The sequence below is a fragment of the Streptomyces sp. NPDC045778 genome, from assembly GCF_056431945.1.
The window spans coordinates 25,471-41,607 of record NZ_JBWKJZ010000044.1; the positions used below are offsets into that span (position 1 = coordinate 25,471).

Annotated in this window: 13 protein-coding genes; 3 read left to right on the plus strand and 10 right to left on the minus strand. The window is 73.0% G+C overall.

The genetic code is table 11. The features are described from left to right. Window positions 1-66 precede the first annotated feature (66 nt). Both AC07GB_RS35875 and AC07GB_RS35880 read left to right on the plus strand, forming a co-directional pair. Window positions 67-1,779 carry an AMP-binding protein gene (locus AC07GB_RS35875; protein WP_478853031.1) on the plus strand — a complete coding sequence of 571 codons (1,713 nt, stop codon included), beginning with the start codon at window positions 67-69 and terminating at the stop codon, window positions 1,777-1,779. Between the two features lie 9 nt (window positions 1,780-1,788). Continuing rightward, window positions 1,789-2,610 carry a PaaX family transcriptional regulator gene (locus AC07GB_RS35880; RefSeq protein ID WP_478853033.1) on the plus strand — a complete coding sequence of 274 codons (822 nt, stop codon included), beginning with the start codon at window positions 1,789-1,791 and terminating at the stop codon, window positions 2,608-2,610. A gap of 40 nt (window positions 2,611-2,650) precedes the next feature. On the opposite strand, the gene AC07GB_RS35885 is transcribed toward AC07GB_RS35880, so the two are convergent. The 3 genes from AC07GB_RS35885 to AC07GB_RS35895 form a co-directional block, all read right to left on the minus strand. Beyond that, complete coding sequence (locus AC07GB_RS35885; protein ID WP_478853035.1) at window positions 2,651-2,995, minus strand: hypothetical protein; 345 nt, start codon at window positions 2,993-2,995, stop codon at window positions 2,651-2,653. 215 nt (window positions 2,996-3,210) lie between these two features. Next, window positions 3,211-5,532, minus strand: a complete 2,322-nt coding sequence (locus AC07GB_RS35890; protein WP_478853037.1) for a bifunctional salicylyl-CoA 5-hydroxylase/oxidoreductase — start codon at window positions 5,530-5,532, stop codon at window positions 3,211-3,213. Continuing rightward, window positions 5,517-6,344 carry an enoyl-CoA hydratase family protein gene (locus AC07GB_RS35895; protein ID WP_478853039.1) on the minus strand — a complete coding sequence of 276 codons (828 nt, stop codon included), beginning with the start codon at window positions 6,342-6,344 and terminating at the stop codon, window positions 5,517-5,519. The genes AC07GB_RS35890 and AC07GB_RS35895 overlap by 16 nt, the downstream gene beginning before the upstream one ends. Before the next feature lie 269 nt (window positions 6,345-6,613). Here AC07GB_RS35895 and AC07GB_RS35900 point away from each other — a divergent pair, with 269 nt between their 5' ends. Continuing rightward, on the plus strand, window positions 6,614-7,033 hold the full coding sequence (locus AC07GB_RS35900) for an ATP-binding protein (RefSeq protein WP_478853041.1): 420 nt from the start codon (window positions 6,614-6,616) through the stop codon (window positions 7,031-7,033). On the opposite strand, the gene argF is transcribed toward AC07GB_RS35900, so the two are convergent. From argF to AC07GB_RS35935, 7 genes are all read right to left on the minus strand, one after another. Continuing rightward, the gene (gene argF / locus AC07GB_RS35905; RefSeq protein WP_478853043.1) at window positions 7,030-8,058 is read right to left on the minus strand and encodes an ornithine carbamoyltransferase; all 1,029 of its coding nucleotides are present in this window, start codon (window positions 8,056-8,058) and stop codon (window positions 7,030-7,032) included. The two genes, AC07GB_RS35900 and argF, sit on opposite strands and share 4 nt — an antisense overlap. 77 nt (window positions 8,059-8,135) lie before the next feature. Then, the gene (locus tag AC07GB_RS35910; protein WP_478853045.1) at window positions 8,136-9,365 is read right to left on the minus strand and encodes an arginine deiminase; all 1,230 of its coding nucleotides are present in this window, start codon (window positions 9,363-9,365) and stop codon (window positions 8,136-8,138) included. 160 nt (window positions 9,366-9,525) lie between these two features. Beyond that, window positions 9,526-12,051: a polynucleotide kinase-phosphatase gene (locus tag AC07GB_RS35915; RefSeq protein ID WP_478853047.1), complete on the minus strand. Its 2,526-nt coding sequence runs from the start codon at window positions 12,049-12,051 to the stop codon at window positions 9,526-9,528. Continuing rightward, on the minus strand, window positions 12,048-13,607 hold the full coding sequence (locus AC07GB_RS35920; RefSeq protein ID WP_478853049.1) for a 3' terminal RNA ribose 2'-O-methyltransferase Hen1: 1,560 nt from the start codon (window positions 13,605-13,607) through the stop codon (window positions 12,048-12,050). The genes AC07GB_RS35915 and AC07GB_RS35920 overlap by 4 nt, the downstream gene beginning before the upstream one ends. 308 nt (window positions 13,608-13,915) lie before the next feature. Beyond that, window positions 13,916-14,800, minus strand: a complete 885-nt coding sequence (locus tag AC07GB_RS35925; protein WP_478853051.1) for a DUF6039 family protein — start codon at window positions 14,798-14,800, stop codon at window positions 13,916-13,918. Continuing rightward, window positions 14,797-15,096, minus strand: a complete 300-nt coding sequence (locus AC07GB_RS35930; protein ID WP_478853053.1) for an acyl carrier protein — start codon at window positions 15,094-15,096, stop codon at window positions 14,797-14,799. The genes AC07GB_RS35925 and AC07GB_RS35930 overlap by 4 nt, the downstream gene beginning before the upstream one ends. A gap of 79 nt (window positions 15,097-15,175) precedes the next feature. Continuing rightward, the gene (locus AC07GB_RS35935; RefSeq protein WP_478853055.1) at window positions 15,176-16,075 is read right to left on the minus strand and encodes a hypothetical protein; all 900 of its coding nucleotides are present in this window, start codon (window positions 16,073-16,075) and stop codon (window positions 15,176-15,178) included. Window positions 16,076-16,137 lie beyond the last annotated feature (62 nt).

The window sequence follows — 16,137 nt, forward strand, 5'->3', positions numbered from 1 at the left end:
CACCAACACGATACGCTCGTTGGGCGAGCCCATCACTACGCCCGACGGCAAAGGTGGCGAGGCGCCATGGAGACCACAGGGGCAGCAACCTACGGCGACAGCGGCGCCGCGCCCACCGGACACGTCGACACCTTCGCGCGCGACCACCTCCCGCCGCGCGACCAGTGGCCCGCCCTGGTGCGCGACCGGCCCGAGCTGCACTACCCCGACCGGCTCAACTGCGGCGCCGAGCTGCTCGACGTGTCGGCCCTGCGGCACGGCGCCGACCGGCCCGCCTTCGTCGCCGCCGACGGCACCGTGTGGACGTACGGCGAACTGCGGGACCACGTGGACCGCCTCGCGCACGTCCTGACCGCCGAGCTGGGCGTGGTGCCCGGCAACCGCGTGCTGCTGCGCGGCGCCACCTCGCCCTGGCTCGCCGCCTGCTGGCTCGCCGTGATGAAGGCCGGCGCGGTCGCGGTGACCGTCCTCGCCCAGCAGCGCGCGCAGGAGCTGGCCACGATGTGCGAGATCGCGCAGGTCTCGCACGCGCTGTGCGACGCCCGCGCGGTCGACGACCTGATCAAGGCCGGGGTGCCGGGCCTGCGCGTGACGACGTACGGCGGCGAGGGCCCCGACGACCTCCTGGCCCGCGCGGCGGCCCGCCCGCCGGAGCCGTACGCGGCGGTGGACACGGCGGCCGACGACGTGGCCCTGATCGCCTTCACCTCCGGCACGACGGGGCGGCCCAAGGGCTGCATGCACTTCCACCGGGACGTGCTCGCGATAGCCGACACCTTCGCGCGGCACGTCCTGAAGGCCCGCTCCGACGACGTGTTCGCGGGCAGCCCGCCGCTCGGCTTCACCTTCGGCCTGGGCGGTCTTGTCATCTTCCCGCTGCGCGTCGGCGCGTCCTCCCTGCTGCTCGAACAGGCGGGCCCGAAGCAGCTGTTGCCGGCGATCGCCGCGCACCGGGTGAGCGTGCTGTTCACCGCGCCGACGGCGTACCGCGCGCTGCTTGACGCGCTCGACGCGCCCGCGGGGGGCGCCGCCCCCGACGTGTCGTCGCTGCGCCGCTGCGTCTCGGCGGGCGAGAACCTGCCCGCCGCGACCTGGCGGGCCTGGCACGCACGCACCGGCCTGCGCGTCATCAACGGCATCGGCGCGACGGAGCTGCTCCACATCTTCATCTCCGCCGCCGACGAGGCGATCCGCCCCGGCACCACGGGCCTTCCCGTGCCGGGGTGGCACGCGCGCGTGGTCGACGACTCCGGGGCGCCCGTGCCCGACGGCGAGCCGGGCCTGCTCGCGGTGCGCGGCCCGGTCGGCTGCCGGTACCTGGCCGACCCCCGGCAGCGCGACTACGTCCGGCACGGCTGGAACGTCACGGGAGACACGTACATACGCGACGCCGACGGCTACTTCCACTATGTGGCACGCGCCGACGACATGATCATCTCGGCCGGGTACAACATCGCGGGCCCCGAGGTCGAGGAGGCCCTCCTGCGCCACCCGGACGTGGTGGAGACCGCCGTCGTGGGCCGCCCGGACGAGCGGCGCGGGCAGATCGCCGTGGCGTACGTGGTGCTGCGCGAGGGCGCGGTCCGGGACGCCGAGCGCCTGCGGGAGTTCGTCAAGGCGGAGCTGGTGCCCTACAAGTGCCCGCGCGATGTGGAGTTCCTCGACGCCCTGCCGAGGACGGCGACGGGCAAGCTGCAACGCTTCCGCCTGCGGGAACCGGCGGCGCCGCCCGGCACCGAAGATCCACTCGGGGAGCCGGGGCCCGCGTCCGGGGCCTAGAGTGATCACGTGTCCGAGCAACACGCCCCCAGGTCCCTGATCGTCACGTTCTACGGAGCGTACGGCCGGGCCGCGCCCGGCCCCGTCGCGGTCGCCGAACTCGTCCGTCTCCTCGCGCCGGTGGGCGTCGACGCGCCGTCCGTCCGCTCGTCGGTGTCCCGCCTCAAGCGGCGCGGGCTCCTCGTGCCCGCGCGCACGTCCGGCGGGGCGGCGGGGTACGAGCTGTCCGCGGAGGCGCGGCAACTCCTCGACGACGGCGACCGCCGCATCTACCCGGCCGCGGGCGGGCGCCGCGAGGGCGGCTGGGTCCTCGCCGTGTTCTCCGTCCCGGAGGCGGAGCGCAACAAGCGCCACGTGCTCCGCTCACGCCTGGCCGGCCTCGGCTTCGGCACGGCCGCGCCGGGCGTGTGGATCGCCCCCGCCCGCCTGTACGACGAGACCCGGCACACCCTGGAGCGCCTCGGCCTCACGGCGTACGTCGACCTCTTCCGGGGCGAGCACCTGGGCTTCACCCCGACCGCCGAGGCGGTGGCGCGCTGGTGGGACCTCTCCGCCATCGCCAAGCAGCACGAGGCCTTCCTCGACCGCCACGGCCCGACCCTGCGCGCCTGGCAGACCCGCCCCGACACACCCCCGCAACAGGCCTACCGCGACTACCTCCTGGCCCTCGACACCTGGCGCCACCTCCCGTACGTCGACCCGGGCCTGCCCCCGGACCTCCTCCCGGCGAACTGGCCGGGGACGCGCTCGGCGGAGGTCTTCCAGGGCCTGCACGACCGGCTCCACCGGGCCGGAGCGGAATTCGCCGCGGTCGGCGACAGTCTTCGCTGACAAGGCGCGGGAGAACCGCTCTGCCGTCCGGGCAGGAACCTCAGCCGAAGCGAGGCGGATTCTTTCCGTAGTCCGCCAGGGGAATCGGATAACCGCCGACTTCCACCCGGCGGATCTCGTAATGGAAATCGACCTGCGCGACCTCGACGGAAGCGGGGAGTTCCCTTTCGCTGTCGGTGATGAAGAACCTGTGCGTTCCGGCGACCCCGTTCACGGACGACTCCACCAGTCGACCGTCCACTTCTACCGTGTCGCGCCACATGGTCCACCGGGAAACAACCGTGTGGCTCTCTTGGCCCAGGGTTATTCTCACTATCGCAGTCGACGCGGCCACCCCTTGCTTCTCTCGCCAGGTGGTCGCACTCCACGTATTGGGTGTGTTCATTACCCGCCCCTTTCCGGTTGCGGCAACGGCACCGGTGCCGCGAGTGTATGCACGCCACTCGCAAGGCCTGCAAGGCAATCAACCGGATCGCTTTCGAGACAACACCATTGCTCGAAGCGTAGGGAGCACTCGAGGGAGCTCAACAGAACTGTGCGCCCCCAGCTTTGATTTCGCACGCACTGCCCGCACCGCCCGCGCCGGGAAGCGCGAGGGCATCATGCGGTGTCGAGGCTCAGCCGCGGTTTCGGGGCGTCCGTGCGGCCTGTTTGAGGGCGGCGGCTTCCGGCGCGGTAGGGGTGGGGCCAGGGGGCCGCGGGGCCCTGGTAGTTCTGCTCGGCCGCCGCGTGGAGGGTCCAGTGGGGGTCGTAGAGGTGCGGGCGGGCCAGGGCGCAGAGGTCGGTGCGGCCGGCCAGGATGAGGGAGTTGACGTCGTCCCAGGACGAGATGGCGCCGACCGCGATCACGGGGATGCCGGTCTCGTTGCGGATCCGGTCCGCGTACGGGGTCTGGTACGAGCGGCCGTACGCGGGGGCCTCGTCGGAGACCACCTGGCCGGTGGAGACGTCGATCGCGTCGGCGCCGTGAGCCGCGAAGGCCCGGGCGAACGCCACGGCGTCGTCGGCCGTCGTGCCGCCCGGGGCCCAGTCCGTGGCGGAGACGCGGACCGTCATGGGCCTCTCGGACGGCCACGCCTCGCGCACCGCGTCGAAGACCTCCAGGGGGAAGCGGAGCCGGGCCTCCAGGGAGCCGCCGTACGCGTCCGTGCGGTGGTTGGTGAGCGGGGACAGGAAGCCGGAGAGCAAGTAGCCGTGCGCGCAGTGGAGTTCCAGGAGGTCGAAGCCGCTGCGCGCCGCACGGCGGGCGGCGGCGACGAACTCGTCACGCAGGGCGGGGAGTTCGTCGGCCCGAAGCTCGTGCGGGACCTGGCTGCGTGAGGTGTACGGCAGCGCGGAGGGGGCCACCAGGGGCCAGTTTCCCTCCTCCAGGGGCTCGTCCATGCCCTCCCACATGAGCTTGGTGGAGCCCTTGCGGCCCGCGTGCCCCAGCTGCACCCCGAGCGCGGTGCCGGGCGCCTGGGTGTGCACGAAGTCCGCGACGCGCGCCCAGGCCTCGGCCTGCTCGTCGGTGTAGAGCCCGGCGCAGCCGGGGGTGATGCGGCCCCGCTCGCTCACGCACACCATCTCGGTCATGACGAGGCCCGCCCCGCCGAGGGCCCGCGCGCCCAGGTGCACCAGGTGGAAGTCGCCGGGGACGCCGTCCCGGGCGGAGTACATGTCCATCGGGGAGACGACGACGCGGTTGCGCAGGGTGAGGCCGCCGAGGGTGAAGGGGGTGAACATGGGCGGCGTGCCCTCGGGGCAGCCGAAGTCCCGCTCCACGGCGGTCGTGAACCGCTCGTCGCGCAGGCGCAGGTTGTCGTGGGTGACGCGGCGGCTGCGGGTGAGCAGGTTGAACGCGAACTGCCGGGGCGGCTGGCCGAGGTAGAGGTCAAGCTCCTCGAACCACTGGAGGCTGGCCCGCGCGGCGCGCTGCGTGGACGCCACGACCGGGCGGCGCTCGGCCTCGTACGCCGCGAGCGCGCGCGGCACGTCCGGCTGCTCCTGGAGGCAGGCCGCGAGGGCGAGCGCGTCCTCGACGGCCAGCTTCGTACCGGAGCCGATGGAGAAGTGCGCGGTGTGCGCCGCGTCGCCGAGCAGCACCGTGTTGCCGTGCGACCAGCGGTCGTTGACGACCGTGCGGAAGGTCAGCCAGGACGAGTTGTTGGAGCGCAGTCCGCGGCCGTGCAGGGCGTCCGCGAAGACCTTGGCGCAGCGGTCGACGGACTCGCCCACCTCGGCGTCCGCGAAACCCGCGGCCCGCCAGACCTCCTCGCGCATCTCGATGATCACGGTGGACTCGTCCGCCGAGAACGGATAGCCGTGCAGCTGCATCACGCCGTGCTCGGTCTCGGCGATCTCGAAGCGGAAGGCGTCGAAGGCGAAGTCGGCGGCCAGCCATATGTAGCGGCAGCGGTGGCTGGTGACCGAGGGGCGGAAGACGTCCGCGTGCGCCTCCCGGGTCCGGCTGTGCACCCCGTCCGCGGCGATCACCAGGTCGTACGCCGCCGCAAGCTCGGCGGCGGGCGGGGCCTCGGTGCGAAAGCGCAGGTCCACGCCCAGGTCGCGGCAGCGCTCGTGGAGCACGGCGAGCAGCGCGCGGCGGCCGAGCGCCGCGAAGCCGTGGCCGCCGGAGGTGTGCCGGGTGCCGCGGTGCACGATGTCGATGTCGTCCCAGCGTACGAAGCGCTCCCGCAGGGCCGCGTAGACCACCGGGTCGGCGTGCTCGATGCCGCCGAGCGTCTCGTCGGAGAGGACCACGCCGAAGCCGAAGGTGTCGTCCGGGGCGTTCTTCTCCCAGACCGTGACCTCGCGCGCCGGGTCGAGGCGCTTGAGCAGGGCGGCGGCGTACAGGCCGCCGGGGCCGCCGCCGACGACGGCCGCGCGGCGGACGGCGGGGGCCGCGGCGGGCGTGGCGCGCACGGTCACCGCCCCCGCCACTTCGGGGCGCGCTTGGCGGTGAAGGCGGCGTGGAACTCGGCGTAGTCCTCGCCGTTCATGAGCAGCGCCTGGGTCGCCGCGTCCAGCTCGACGGAGGCCGCGAGCGGCATGTCGAGTTCGGCGGTGAGCAGGGCCTTCGTCTGCGCGTACGCGAGGGCGGGGCCATCGGCGAGGCGGCGGGCGAGGGCGGCGGCGGCCTCGTCGGCCTTGCCCTCGTCGGTCAGCTCGCTGAGCAGCCCGATCCGCTCGGCCTCGGGGGCGCGCACCGGCTCGCCGAGCATCAGCAGGCGGGTGGCGTGCCCGAGCCCGACCACGCGCGGCAGCAGATACGCGGCGCCCATGTCGCCGCCGGACAGGCCGACCCGGGTGAACAGGAACGCGAACCGCGCCGAGGGGTCCGCGACCCGGAAGTCCGCCGCGAGCGCGAGCACCGCGCCGGCCCCCGCGGCGACCCCGTGCACGGCGGCGACCGCCGGGAAGGGGCACTCGCGCAGGGCCCGCACGACCTGCCCGGTCATGCGGTTGAAGTCGAGCAGCTGGGCGGTGTCCATGGCGAGGGTGGCGCCGATGATCTCGTCCACGTCACCGCCCGAGCAGAAGCCGCGGCCCTCCCCCGCGAGCACGAGGGCGCGCACGGATCGCGTACGGGACAGCTCGGCGAGCAGGTCGCGCAGGTCGGCGTAGGCACCGAAGGTGAGCGCGTTGAGCTTGTCGGGGCGGGCGAGCGTGACGGTGGCGACGCCCTCGTCGACGGTCAGGCGCAGATGCTCCCACTCGGGGGTGGGGGCTGCGGAGCCGGTGAAGGGACTCATGACGTGCGGCCTCCTCGGCGGAGTGCGACGGGGTGAGCTGTGGCGCGTCGCGGCCGGGCTCGTGCTCGGACGCGTTCCCTCTTCGAAGTTATCACCGTTCCATGACCGTCGTCACGAGTGCGCGATATCGGCCACCCGGGGAGGCCTCGGAAGGGGGGCCGACGGTCCGGCAACGGCCCGACCGAGGACCCTGGCGCCCCTCGGCTTAGGATTCGTACGGTTGAAAGCAGGACCGCGCCGGACCACCTGCTCGCCGAACGGACCCACACTTGCCCGAACCGCACTCCCCCGCCAGCTGGCGCATCGCGCTGCCGCACACGGTGGCCGCCGTGCCGATCGCGCGCGCCCTGGTCCGCACGGCGCTCACCGACATCGGCTCCACGGCGGACACGGACACGGCGGAGCTGCTCACGGCGGAGCTGGTGGCCAACGCGGTGGAGCACGCGCCCGGGCACGCGCCGATAGAGCTGCTCATCGAGCTGCTGCCGACGCAGTGCCAGGTGGAGGTGCGCGACTCCAACCCCACGCCACCCGGCGACCTCTCCGACCCCGCCCCCGGCTGCGAGGTCGACCCCTGGCAGGAGCACGGCCGGGGCCTCCTCCTCATCCGCACCCTCAGCTCGGCCTGCGGCCACCGCCCGACCGCCTCGGGCAAGGCGGTCTGGTTCAGACTGACGGCCGCGCCCTAGCGGAGGCCCCCGCCCGCCAGGGTCGCCACCAGGACCGCCTTGATGGTGTGGAGGCGGTTCTCCGCCTCGTCGAAGACGACCGAGTGGGGGGACTCGAAGACCTCGTCGCTGACCTCCAGCCAGCTCAGGCCGTGCCGCTCGCACAGGGCGCGGCCCAGTGTCGTCTCCAGGTCGTGGAAGGCCGGGAGGCAGTGCAGGAAGCGCACGTCCGGGTTGCCGGTGGCGCGCAGGACGTCCATCGTCACGGCGTACGGCGTAAGGGAGCGGATGCGCTCGTCCCAGACCTCGGCGGGCTCCCCCATGGACAGCCAGACGTCGGTGGCGACGAAGTCCGCGCCCGCGACGCCCTCGGTGACCTCATCCGTGAGCGTGATCCGGGCGCCGCTGCTCTCGGCGAGCCGCCGCGCCCGGGCGACCACGTGCGGCGCCGGCCAGTACGCCTCGGGCGCGACGATCCGTACGTCCATGCCGAGCAGGGCGCCGGTGACCAGGTAGGAGTTGCCCATGTTGAAGCGGGCGTCGCCGAGGTAGGCGAACGCGATCCGCTCCAGGGGCTCGGCGCAGTGCTCGGTCATCGTGAGGACGTCGGCGAGCATCTGCGTGGGGTGCCAGACGTCGGTCAGGCCGTTGTACACGGGCACGCCCGCGTGGGCGGCGAGCGTCTCGGCCGTCTCCTGGGCGTCGCCCCGGTACTGGATCGCGTCGAACATCCGGCCGAGGACGCGGGCGGTGTCCTTGGCGGACTCCTTCTGGCCGATGTGCGAGGCGGAGGGGTCCATGTACGTCGTGGCCGCGCCCTGGTCGGCGGCGGCCACCTCGAAGGCACAGCGGGTGCGCGTCGAGGACTTCTCGAAGACGAGGGCGATGTTCTTGCCGCTCAGCCGCCGCCGCTCGCGCCCCTCCCGCTTCGCGGCCTTCAGCTCCGCGGCCAGGGCGAGCAGACCTCGGAACTCCTCGGCGGTGAAGTCCACCTCCTTGAGGAAGTGACGGCCGGTGAGGTCAAGGCTGGTCGAGCCGTTCGCCATGGGGGCGCTCCTGGGGTGCGAATGCGTGATACTGGAAGTCTATACGACCAACCACAAATCTATGCACCCCCTGGGGTTCAGCCGCCCACGGGGTCACGCTCCACCGGGCAGCTCATGCAGCGCGGACCGCCCCGGCCGCGCCCCAGCTCACTGCCGGGGATCTCTATCACTTCGATGCCCTGCTTGCGCAGATACGTGTTGGTCGTCGCGTTCCGCTCGTACGCGACCACGACGCCAGGCTCGACCGCGAGCACGTTGCAGCCGTCGTCCCACTGCTCGCGCTCGGCCGCGTGCACGTCCTGCGTGGCGGTCAGGACCCGGACGCGGTCCAGGCCGAGGGCCGCCGCGATGGCCCGGTGCATGTGCTCCGGCGGATGGTCGGTGACCTTCAGCTCACGCTCGTCGACACCCGGCTCGATGGTGTACGAGCGCAGCATGCCGAGGCCCGCGTACTGCGTGAACGTGTCCCCGTCGACCATCGTCATAACCGTGTCCAGGTGCATGAAGGCCCGGCGCTTGGGCATGTCGAGCGCCACGATGGTGCGCGCGGAGCCGGCCGCGAACAGCTTGTGCGCGAGCATCTCGACGGCCTGCGGCTTGGTGCGCTCGCTCATGCCGATGAGGACCGCGCCGTTGCCGATCACCAGGACGTCGCCGCCCTCGATGGTGGAGGGGTAGTCGGCCTGCCCCTGCGACCAGACGTGGCCGACCTGGCCGTGGAAGAGCGGGTGGTGCTGGTAGATCGCCTCGAAGTGGACGGTCTCGCGCTGCCGCGCGGGCCAGCGCATCGCGTTGATCGACACGCCGTCGTAGATCCACGCGGAGGTGTCGCGCGTGAAGAGGTGGTTGGGCAGCGGGCCGAGCAGGAAGTCGTCCAGGTCCATGCAGTGGAAGCGCACGGACGTGGGCTCCGGGTGCCGCTCCAGGTACTCGCGCTTCGTCATGCCGCCGACCAGGGCCTCCGCCAGCTCCCCCGACGGCAGCGCCTCGAAGGTGGCGCGCAGGTGGTCGGTGGCGAGCGGGCCGTACTCCTTCTCGTCGAAGACGCGGTCCAGGACGAGCTGCCGGGCCGCCGGCACGTTCAGCACCTCGGTGAGCAGGTCACCGAAGAGATGGACCGTCACCCCCCGGTCGCGCAGCACGTCGGCGAAGCCGTCGTGCTCCTGTCTTGCCCGCCGCACCCACAGGACGTCGTCGAAGAGCAACGCGTCCTTGTTGGTGGGGGTCAGGCGCTTCAGCTCCAGGTCCGGGCGGTGCAGGATGACGCGGCGCAGCCGCCCGGCCTCGGAGTCGACGTGGAATCCCATGCCCCCATCCTCGCCTCTCCGCGGCCGGGACACGCGTTGAAGGCGCCCGGAACACGTCACAACGCGCCACGTCGCCGACGGCCCGGTCGCCGGTGGCCCACCGGTGTCCCGCCGGGCAGGACGCCCGCCGGGACACCGGTGCCACGCGCGCCGCGGCACGTCACAGACGCGGATCCACTGGTTCCGATTCCAGTGCGAGCACCGCGAACACCGCTTCGTGGACCCGCCACAGCGGCTCGCCGTCCGCGAGCCGGTCGAGGGCCTCGATGCCGAGCGCGTACTCGCGGATCGCGAGCGAGCGCTTGTGGCCGAGGAAGCGGCCGCGCAGCTTGGCGAGGTTCTCCGGACGCGTGTACTCCGGTCCGTAGATGATCCGCAGGTACTCCCGGCCGCGGCACTTGATGCCCGGCTGGACCAGGCGGCCCTTGCCGTCGCGGACCAGGGCGCCGACGGGCTTGACGACCATGCCCTCGCCGCCGCGCCCGGTCATCTCCAGCCACCAGTCGACGCCCGCGCGCACCGACTCCTCGTCGCCCGTGTCCACGTACAGGCGGCGCGTGGTGCGCAGCAGGCCCGAGCCGTCGTGCTCCACCATGCGGTCGAGCAGGGCCAGTTGCTCGTCGTGCGGCAGCGCGGCGAGGCTTCTGCCCTGGACGGCGAGGATCTGGAACGGCGCCAGGTGCACCCCGTCGAGCCCGTCGGTCGGCCAGCAGTAGCGGCGGTAGGCGTCGGTGAACGCGGCGGCGTCCGCCGCCCGTTCGCGCTGCGCGTCGAGCAGGTCGCCGACGTCGACACCTCGCCCGGCCGCCGCCTCCAGGGCGTTCAGGGCTTCGGGGAAGACCGCGCCGGACGCCGCGCCCACGGCGGCGTACTGGGTGCGCAGCAGGCCCGTGGCCTTCAGCGACCAGGGCAGCAGCTCGGCGTCGAGCAGCAGCCAGTCGGTGGCAAGGTCCTTCCACAGGCCGGCCGCGCCGACGGCGGCCCGTATCCGGTCGAGGATCTCCTCGGTCAGCGCCGCGTCGTCGAGGAACGGCCGGCCGGTGCGCGTGTACAGCGAGCCCGTGGGCCCGTCGACGCCGAACCGCTCGCGGGCCGCGTCCGCGTCCTTGCAGACCAGGACCACGGCGCGGGAGCCCATGTGCTTCTCCTCGCACACGACGCGCTCCACGCCGTCCGCCGCGTACTGCGCGAAGGCCTCCGCCGGGTGCTCCAGGTAGCCGTCGCGCCGTGAGGTCGCCGTCGGCGCCATGGTCGGCGGCAGATACGGCACCAGACGCGGGTCGGCGGCGAAGCGGCTCATGACCTCAAGGGCCGCCGCCGCGTTCTCCTCGCGCACGGTCACGCGCCCCGCGTGCCGGGTCTCCACGGCCCTGCGGCCGTGCACGTCACCGAGGTCGAGCGGGCGCCCGTCGTGTCCGCCGGGCGCGTCGGTGCGCAGCGGCCTCGCCGGCTCGTACCAGACCTTCTCGGCCGGTACGTCGACCAGTTCGCGCTCGGGCCAGCGCAGCGCGGTGAGCTTGCCGCCGAAGACCGCGCCGGTGTCCAGGCAGATGGTGTTGTTCAGCCAGGTCGCCGTGGGCACGGGCGTGTGGCCGTAGACGACGGCCGCCTTGCCGCGGTACTCCTCGGCCCACGGGTAGCGCACGGGCAGGCCGAACTCGTCGGTCTCGCCCGTCGTGTCGCCGTACAGCGCGTGCGAGCGGACCCGGCCGGAGGTGCGGCCGTGGTACTGCTCGGGCAGCCCGGCGTGGCAGACCACGAGCCCGCCGCCGTCCAGGACGTAGTGGCTGACGAGCCCGTCCACGAACTCCCGCACCTGGGCGCGGAACTCCTCGCTCTCCCGGTCGAGCTGCTGAACCGTCTCGGCCAGGCCGTGCGTGTGCTGGACCTTGCGGCCCTTCAGGTAGCGGCCGAGCTTGTTCTCGTGGTTGCCGGGCACGCACAGGGCGGTTCCCGCGGCGACCATGCCCATGACCCGGCGCAGGACGCCCGGCGTGTCGGGGCCGCGGTCGACGAGGTCGCCGACGAAGACGGCCGTGCGGCCCTCGGGGTGGACGCCGTCGACGTACCCCAGCTCGGCGAGCAGGGACTCCAGCTCGCGCGCGCAGCCGTGGACGTCGCCGACGATGTCGAACGGGCCGGTGAGGTGCGAGAGGTCGTTGAAGCGCCTCTCGGTGACGACCGTGGCCGTCTCGACCTCATCGACGCTCCTGAGGACGTGCACCTTGCGGAAGCCCTCGCGCTCCAACTGCCGCAGGGAGCGCCTCAGTTCGCGGATGTGCCGCTGGATGACGCGGCGTGGCATGTCGGCGCGGTCGGTCCGGGACGCGTTGCGCTCGGCGCAGACCTCCTCGGGCACGTCGAGCACGATGGCGATGGGCAGCACGTCGTGCCGTCTGGCCAGCTCGATCAGCTGCTTGCGGCTCTCGCTCTGCACGCTGGTGGCGTCCACGACGGTACGGCGGCCCGCAGCGAGGCGCTTGCCCGCGATGTAGTGCAGTACGTCGAAGGCGTCACGGCTCGCGCTCTGGTCGTTCTCGTCGTCGGCCACCAGGCCGCGGCAGAAGTCCGACGAGATCACCTCGGTCGGCTTGAAGTGCCGCCGTGCGAACGTCGACTTGCCGGAGCCCGACGCGCCGACGAGCACGACGAGGGAGAGGTCGGTGACGGGAAGGGTCCTGGTCATGCCGCCGTCACCTCCGTGGCGCGGTCCTGGTCGTCGCGGGCGGTCCGGTCGGTGCGCGCGGGCTGCTCGCCCCGGGTGAAGACCGCCATCTGCGTGGGCGGGCCCACCTCCGGGTCGTCCGGCCCGACGGGCGCGAACGCGACGGTGTAGCCGTGCTGTCCCGCGACGGACTCGGCCCACCGGCGGAACTCCGCGCGGGTCCACTCGAAGCGGTGGTCACCGTGGCGGACGTGGCCCGCGGGGAGGGATTCCCAGCGCACGTTGTACTCCACGTTCGGCGTCGTCACGAGGACCGTGCGGGGGCGGGCCGAGCCGAACACCGCGTACTCCAGGGCGGGCAGCCGCTCCAGGTCGACGTGCTCGACGACCTCGCTGAGCACGGCCGCGTCGTACCCCTTCAGGCGCTTGTCCGTGTACGCGAGGGAGCCCTGGAACAGCTCCACGCGCTCCGCCTGGCGCTCGCCCATGCGCTCCAGCTTCAGCCGCCGCGCCGCCACGGTGAGCGCGCGCATCGACACGTCGACGCCCACGACCTTGGTGAACCGCGTGTCCTTGAGCAGCGCCTGCACGAGCTGGCCCTGTCCGCAGCCCAGGTCGAGCACCCGGGCCGCGCCCGCGGCCTCCAGGGCCGCGAGGATCGCCTCGCGGCGGCGCACGGCGAGCGGCACGGGCTGCTCCTCGGCGTCGGTGTGGGTGTCGGTTTCGGTGTGGGTGTCGGTGTCGGTTTCGGTGTCCTCGCTCACGGCGTTGTCGATCTCCGTGACGTCCGTGTCGTCCGCGTCGGCGAGCCTGACCAGCTCCAGGCGGTCCATGGCCTCGCGCGTGAGCGACCAGCGGCGGGACAGATAGCGGCTGGTGATCAGCTTGTGCTCCGGGTGCTCCGCGAGCCAGCCCTCACCGGCGCGCAGGAGCTTGTCGACCTCGTCGGCCGAGACCCAGTAGTGCTTGGCGTCGTCGAGCACCGGAAGCAGGACGTAGAGGTGGCGCAGCGCCTCGCTGAGCGTGAGCGTGCCGTCCGGCGCGTCGAGGACCAGGCGCACGTACCGCGAGTCGCCCCAGTCCGGGAAGCGCTCGTCGAGCGGCACCGGCTCGGTGCGCACCGCCCAGCCCAGCGGCTCGAACAGGGCGCGCACCAGGTCGGGGCCGCCGCGCGCGGGCAGCGCGGGCACCTCGGCGCGCAGCGGAAGCGGCTGCTCCGCGCGTTCGGGGAGGGCCTTGCACACGCCGCGCAGGGCGCTGGAGAACACGGCGCTGAGCGCGACGGCGAGCAGCGAAGAGGCGGCGTACGGACGGTCGTTCACGTACTGCGCGAGGGCCGCGTCCGGGGCGCCGCCGCGGCCCTTGCCGCCCTTGCCGCGGCGCACCAGCGCCAGCGGGTCCACCTCCAGCAGGAGCGCCGCCGTGCAGCGCTCCTCGGTCGCCTCCGGGTAGAAGACGTGCGCGCGGCCGTAGGAGGTGGAGAACGCCTGCGCCTTGCCGGGATGCTTGTGCAGCAGGAACCCGAGGTCGGTCGCGGGGCGTTCAGGGGTGCCGGTCGTGCTGATCGTCAGGAACACGGTGGGTCTGCCTTGGTATGCCTCTTGAGCTGCGGATGCTGTCGGCCCGTATCGCTCCGGCGCACCACGCGTGCACGCGGGCCGCACAGCGGCGGCTCCTGGCGGGACGGACGACAGCAACGGACGGGCGCGCTGGAGGGATCATGGCTTCGGACCTCTCCCCCGCCGTCATCCCCCGGCTCGCCTGCATCAACGTACCTCGAACGCCGTGGACGCACGCAGCCATTTCGGCTCGGCCGCCGCGGGGCCGGCGCCGGCCCGAAGCGCCGGCGCCCGCCCCTTCCGCACGCTCCGCGGCCGTCTGCCGGTCAGGCCCGGTGGCTCGGGACCAGGAGGGTCTCCGAAAGGCTGCCGTCGACGAACAGCTGCTCCCAGGTGCCCCCGCCCTTGAAGTCGGGAATCCACTGGCGTGACAGCAGGTCCCGCATCGCCGGGCTCTGTTCGAGCAGGTCGTCGAGCTTGACGTAGGCGTCCATCGACTCCAGGTGGACCATGGTGTGCAGACGGTCCTGGCGGCCCCACATCTCCTCGAAGAGGAAGGCGGTCGCCTCGCCGGGCAGCGCGTCGTTGACGGCGTTGCCCCACTCGTAGAGGAACGCGCGCGCCTCGTCGCGGACCGCGTAGCGGGCCTGGGCCACCCGGTGCAGGGTGAGCGCGGAGTTGGCCGAGTGCAGCAGCTGGTCGGCCGGGAGCCGGGTCTGGAAGCGCGCGGCGGGCTGGAAGGTGTCGCCGGGCCCGTGGTCGCCGTGGCCGACCCCGTGCTGCGGGCAGATGATCGTCTCGGTGATGCTGCCCTCGACGAAGATCCGCTCCCAGCCGCCGCCCCCCTTGGTCGGCAGCCGGTCGAGGTCGGTGACCTCGCGCCACTTCTTGTCGTGGTCCACCTTGTCCAGCAGGCGCGCGTAGTCGTTGGGCTGCTTCAGGTGCAGGATCCAGTGCAGCCGGTTGTGCGTGCCGAAGAGTTCCTCGTAGAGGAAGACCGAGACGTGGCCGACGTCCCCGGGGTTGATCAGCTCCACCAGCTCCGAGGCGAACTCCAGGCCCTCGGCGCGGTGCTCGTACTTGATGAGGCCGCTGCGGTGCACGATGAAGCCCGCGTTGGCCGTGTGCAGGGCCTGCTCCAGCGGCACGCTGCTCTGGAGGTGGGCCGGGCGGAATTCGCGCAGCGGCGCGCGCTTCGCCAGGGAGTTCATCGGGGGTTCCCTTCGGTGGAGAGGGTGAGGACGTCACCTGAGGCACGCATCAGCTCGGCGAGCCGCAGGGGTGTCGGCGCCTTGAAGAGGTCCGCCAGGCGCAGCTTGCGGCCGGTGCGCTCCTCGACGCGGGCGAGCAGGGCGATGCCGAGCAGCGAATGCCCGCCGAGGACGAAGAAGTTGGAGTCCGGGCGGATCTCCGGGCTTCCGGTGGCCTCGCGGTCGAGCTGCTCCCGCCACAGGGTCGTCAGGGTGTCGAGCAAGGGGTCGGGCAGCCCGGGGTCGGGGGTGTCCACGTCGGTTCTCCTTCGGTTCTGCGGGTCAGGGTCGGCCTCGGCCGGTCCGGTGCACGGGTCCGGGGCGCGCGTCTTCGGGTCAGGCCGCGTGCGGGGTGCCGGTGCCGGCGCGCAGCAGGTCGTCGATCACCCGGGCGGTCCCGGCGTCGCGCATCAGCTCGGCGTGGGACACGTCGAGGTGGATCGTGCGAGCGACGAGACCGGTCCGCTCGGCCTGGGCGTACAGGTGCAGGCCGACGTCCGGGCTCGCGCTGTGGACCGCGGTGGCGGATGCCAAGCACGCCCGCTCGTCGACGGCGTCCGCCCCGGCGATCCAGTACAAGTAGGCGGCCGAGACACCGGCGAACTCCGCGACGCGGTCCTCCGGCAGGCCGGCCCGCGCGAAGGCGGGACCGATCACCGTGCGGACCAGTGCGGCGTACTGCCCGGCGAGGAGCATCAAGTCGTCGCCCCCGTCGAGCCCGTGCGCCAGCCGGACCGCCTCGGCGCTCTCCTCCGCGGTGAGCAGGCCGGCAAGGCGCCGGTTGACCAGCGTGTCGTAGAAATCGGCCAGCATCCCGGCCCGGGCGGGCTCGGGGTCGAGAAGGATCAGCCGCGGCGTCTCCTGCCAGGCGGCGACGCGCTCGGCCAGCGCGCCGGCGTAGAGAGCGCCGGTGCAGAAGCCCAGGACGGCGTGCACCCTGCGCCCGGCGGCACGGACGTCGGCGAGCCAGCGGGCGATCTGATCCTCGCCGGTCGGCCCGGCGGCCGCGTCGGCCGACGGCGGGGCGGCCGACGGCGGGGCGGCCGACGGCGGGGCGGCCGACGGCGGGGCGGCCGACGGCGGGGCGGTCTCCCAGAAGCCGTACTCCGTGGTCAGCAGCCCGCTCAGCTCGGCGAAGGTCGCGATCGGGCGGCTGGTCGCGGGGAAGTCGCAGGCCAGTACGAGATCGGAGCCCTCGGCCGCGCGCAGGACGTTCCACGCGGCGGGTAGCGCCATCGGTGTCTCCTCGTGCCGTCGCGGTCAACGTGTTCCGCCTCAGGATTTCCGCGGTGCCCGCG

Coding starts and splice junctions, on each gene's coding strand:
- AC07GB_RS35915 (WP_478853047.1), bottom strand. CDS start 12,051: ATGACCAGGACCCTTCCCGTCACCGACCTCTCCCTCGTCGTGCTCGTC.
- argF (WP_478853043.1), bottom strand. CDS start 8,058: ATGGCGAACGGCTCGACCAGCCTTGACCTCACCGGCCGTCACTTCCTC.
- AC07GB_RS35875 (WP_478853031.1), top strand. CDS start 67: ATGGAGACCACAGGGGCAGCAACCTACGGCGACAGCGGCGCCGCGCCC.
- AC07GB_RS35925 (WP_478853051.1), bottom strand. CDS start 14,800: ATGAACTCCCTGGCGAAGCGCGCGCCGCTGCGCGAATTCCGCCCGGCC.
- AC07GB_RS35910 (WP_478853045.1), bottom strand. CDS start 9,365: ATGGGATTCCACGTCGACTCCGAGGCCGGGCGGCTGCGCCGCGTCATC.
- AC07GB_RS35885 (WP_478853035.1), bottom strand. CDS start 2,995: ATGAACACACCCAATACGTGGAGTGCGACCACCTGGCGAGAGAAGCAA.
- AC07GB_RS35935 (WP_478853055.1), bottom strand. CDS start 16,075: ATGGCGCTACCCGCCGCGTGGAACGTCCTGCGCGCGGCCGAGGGCTCC.
- AC07GB_RS35895 (WP_478853039.1), bottom strand. CDS start 6,344: ATGAGTCCCTTCACCGGCTCCGCAGCCCCCACCCCCGAGTGGGAGCAT.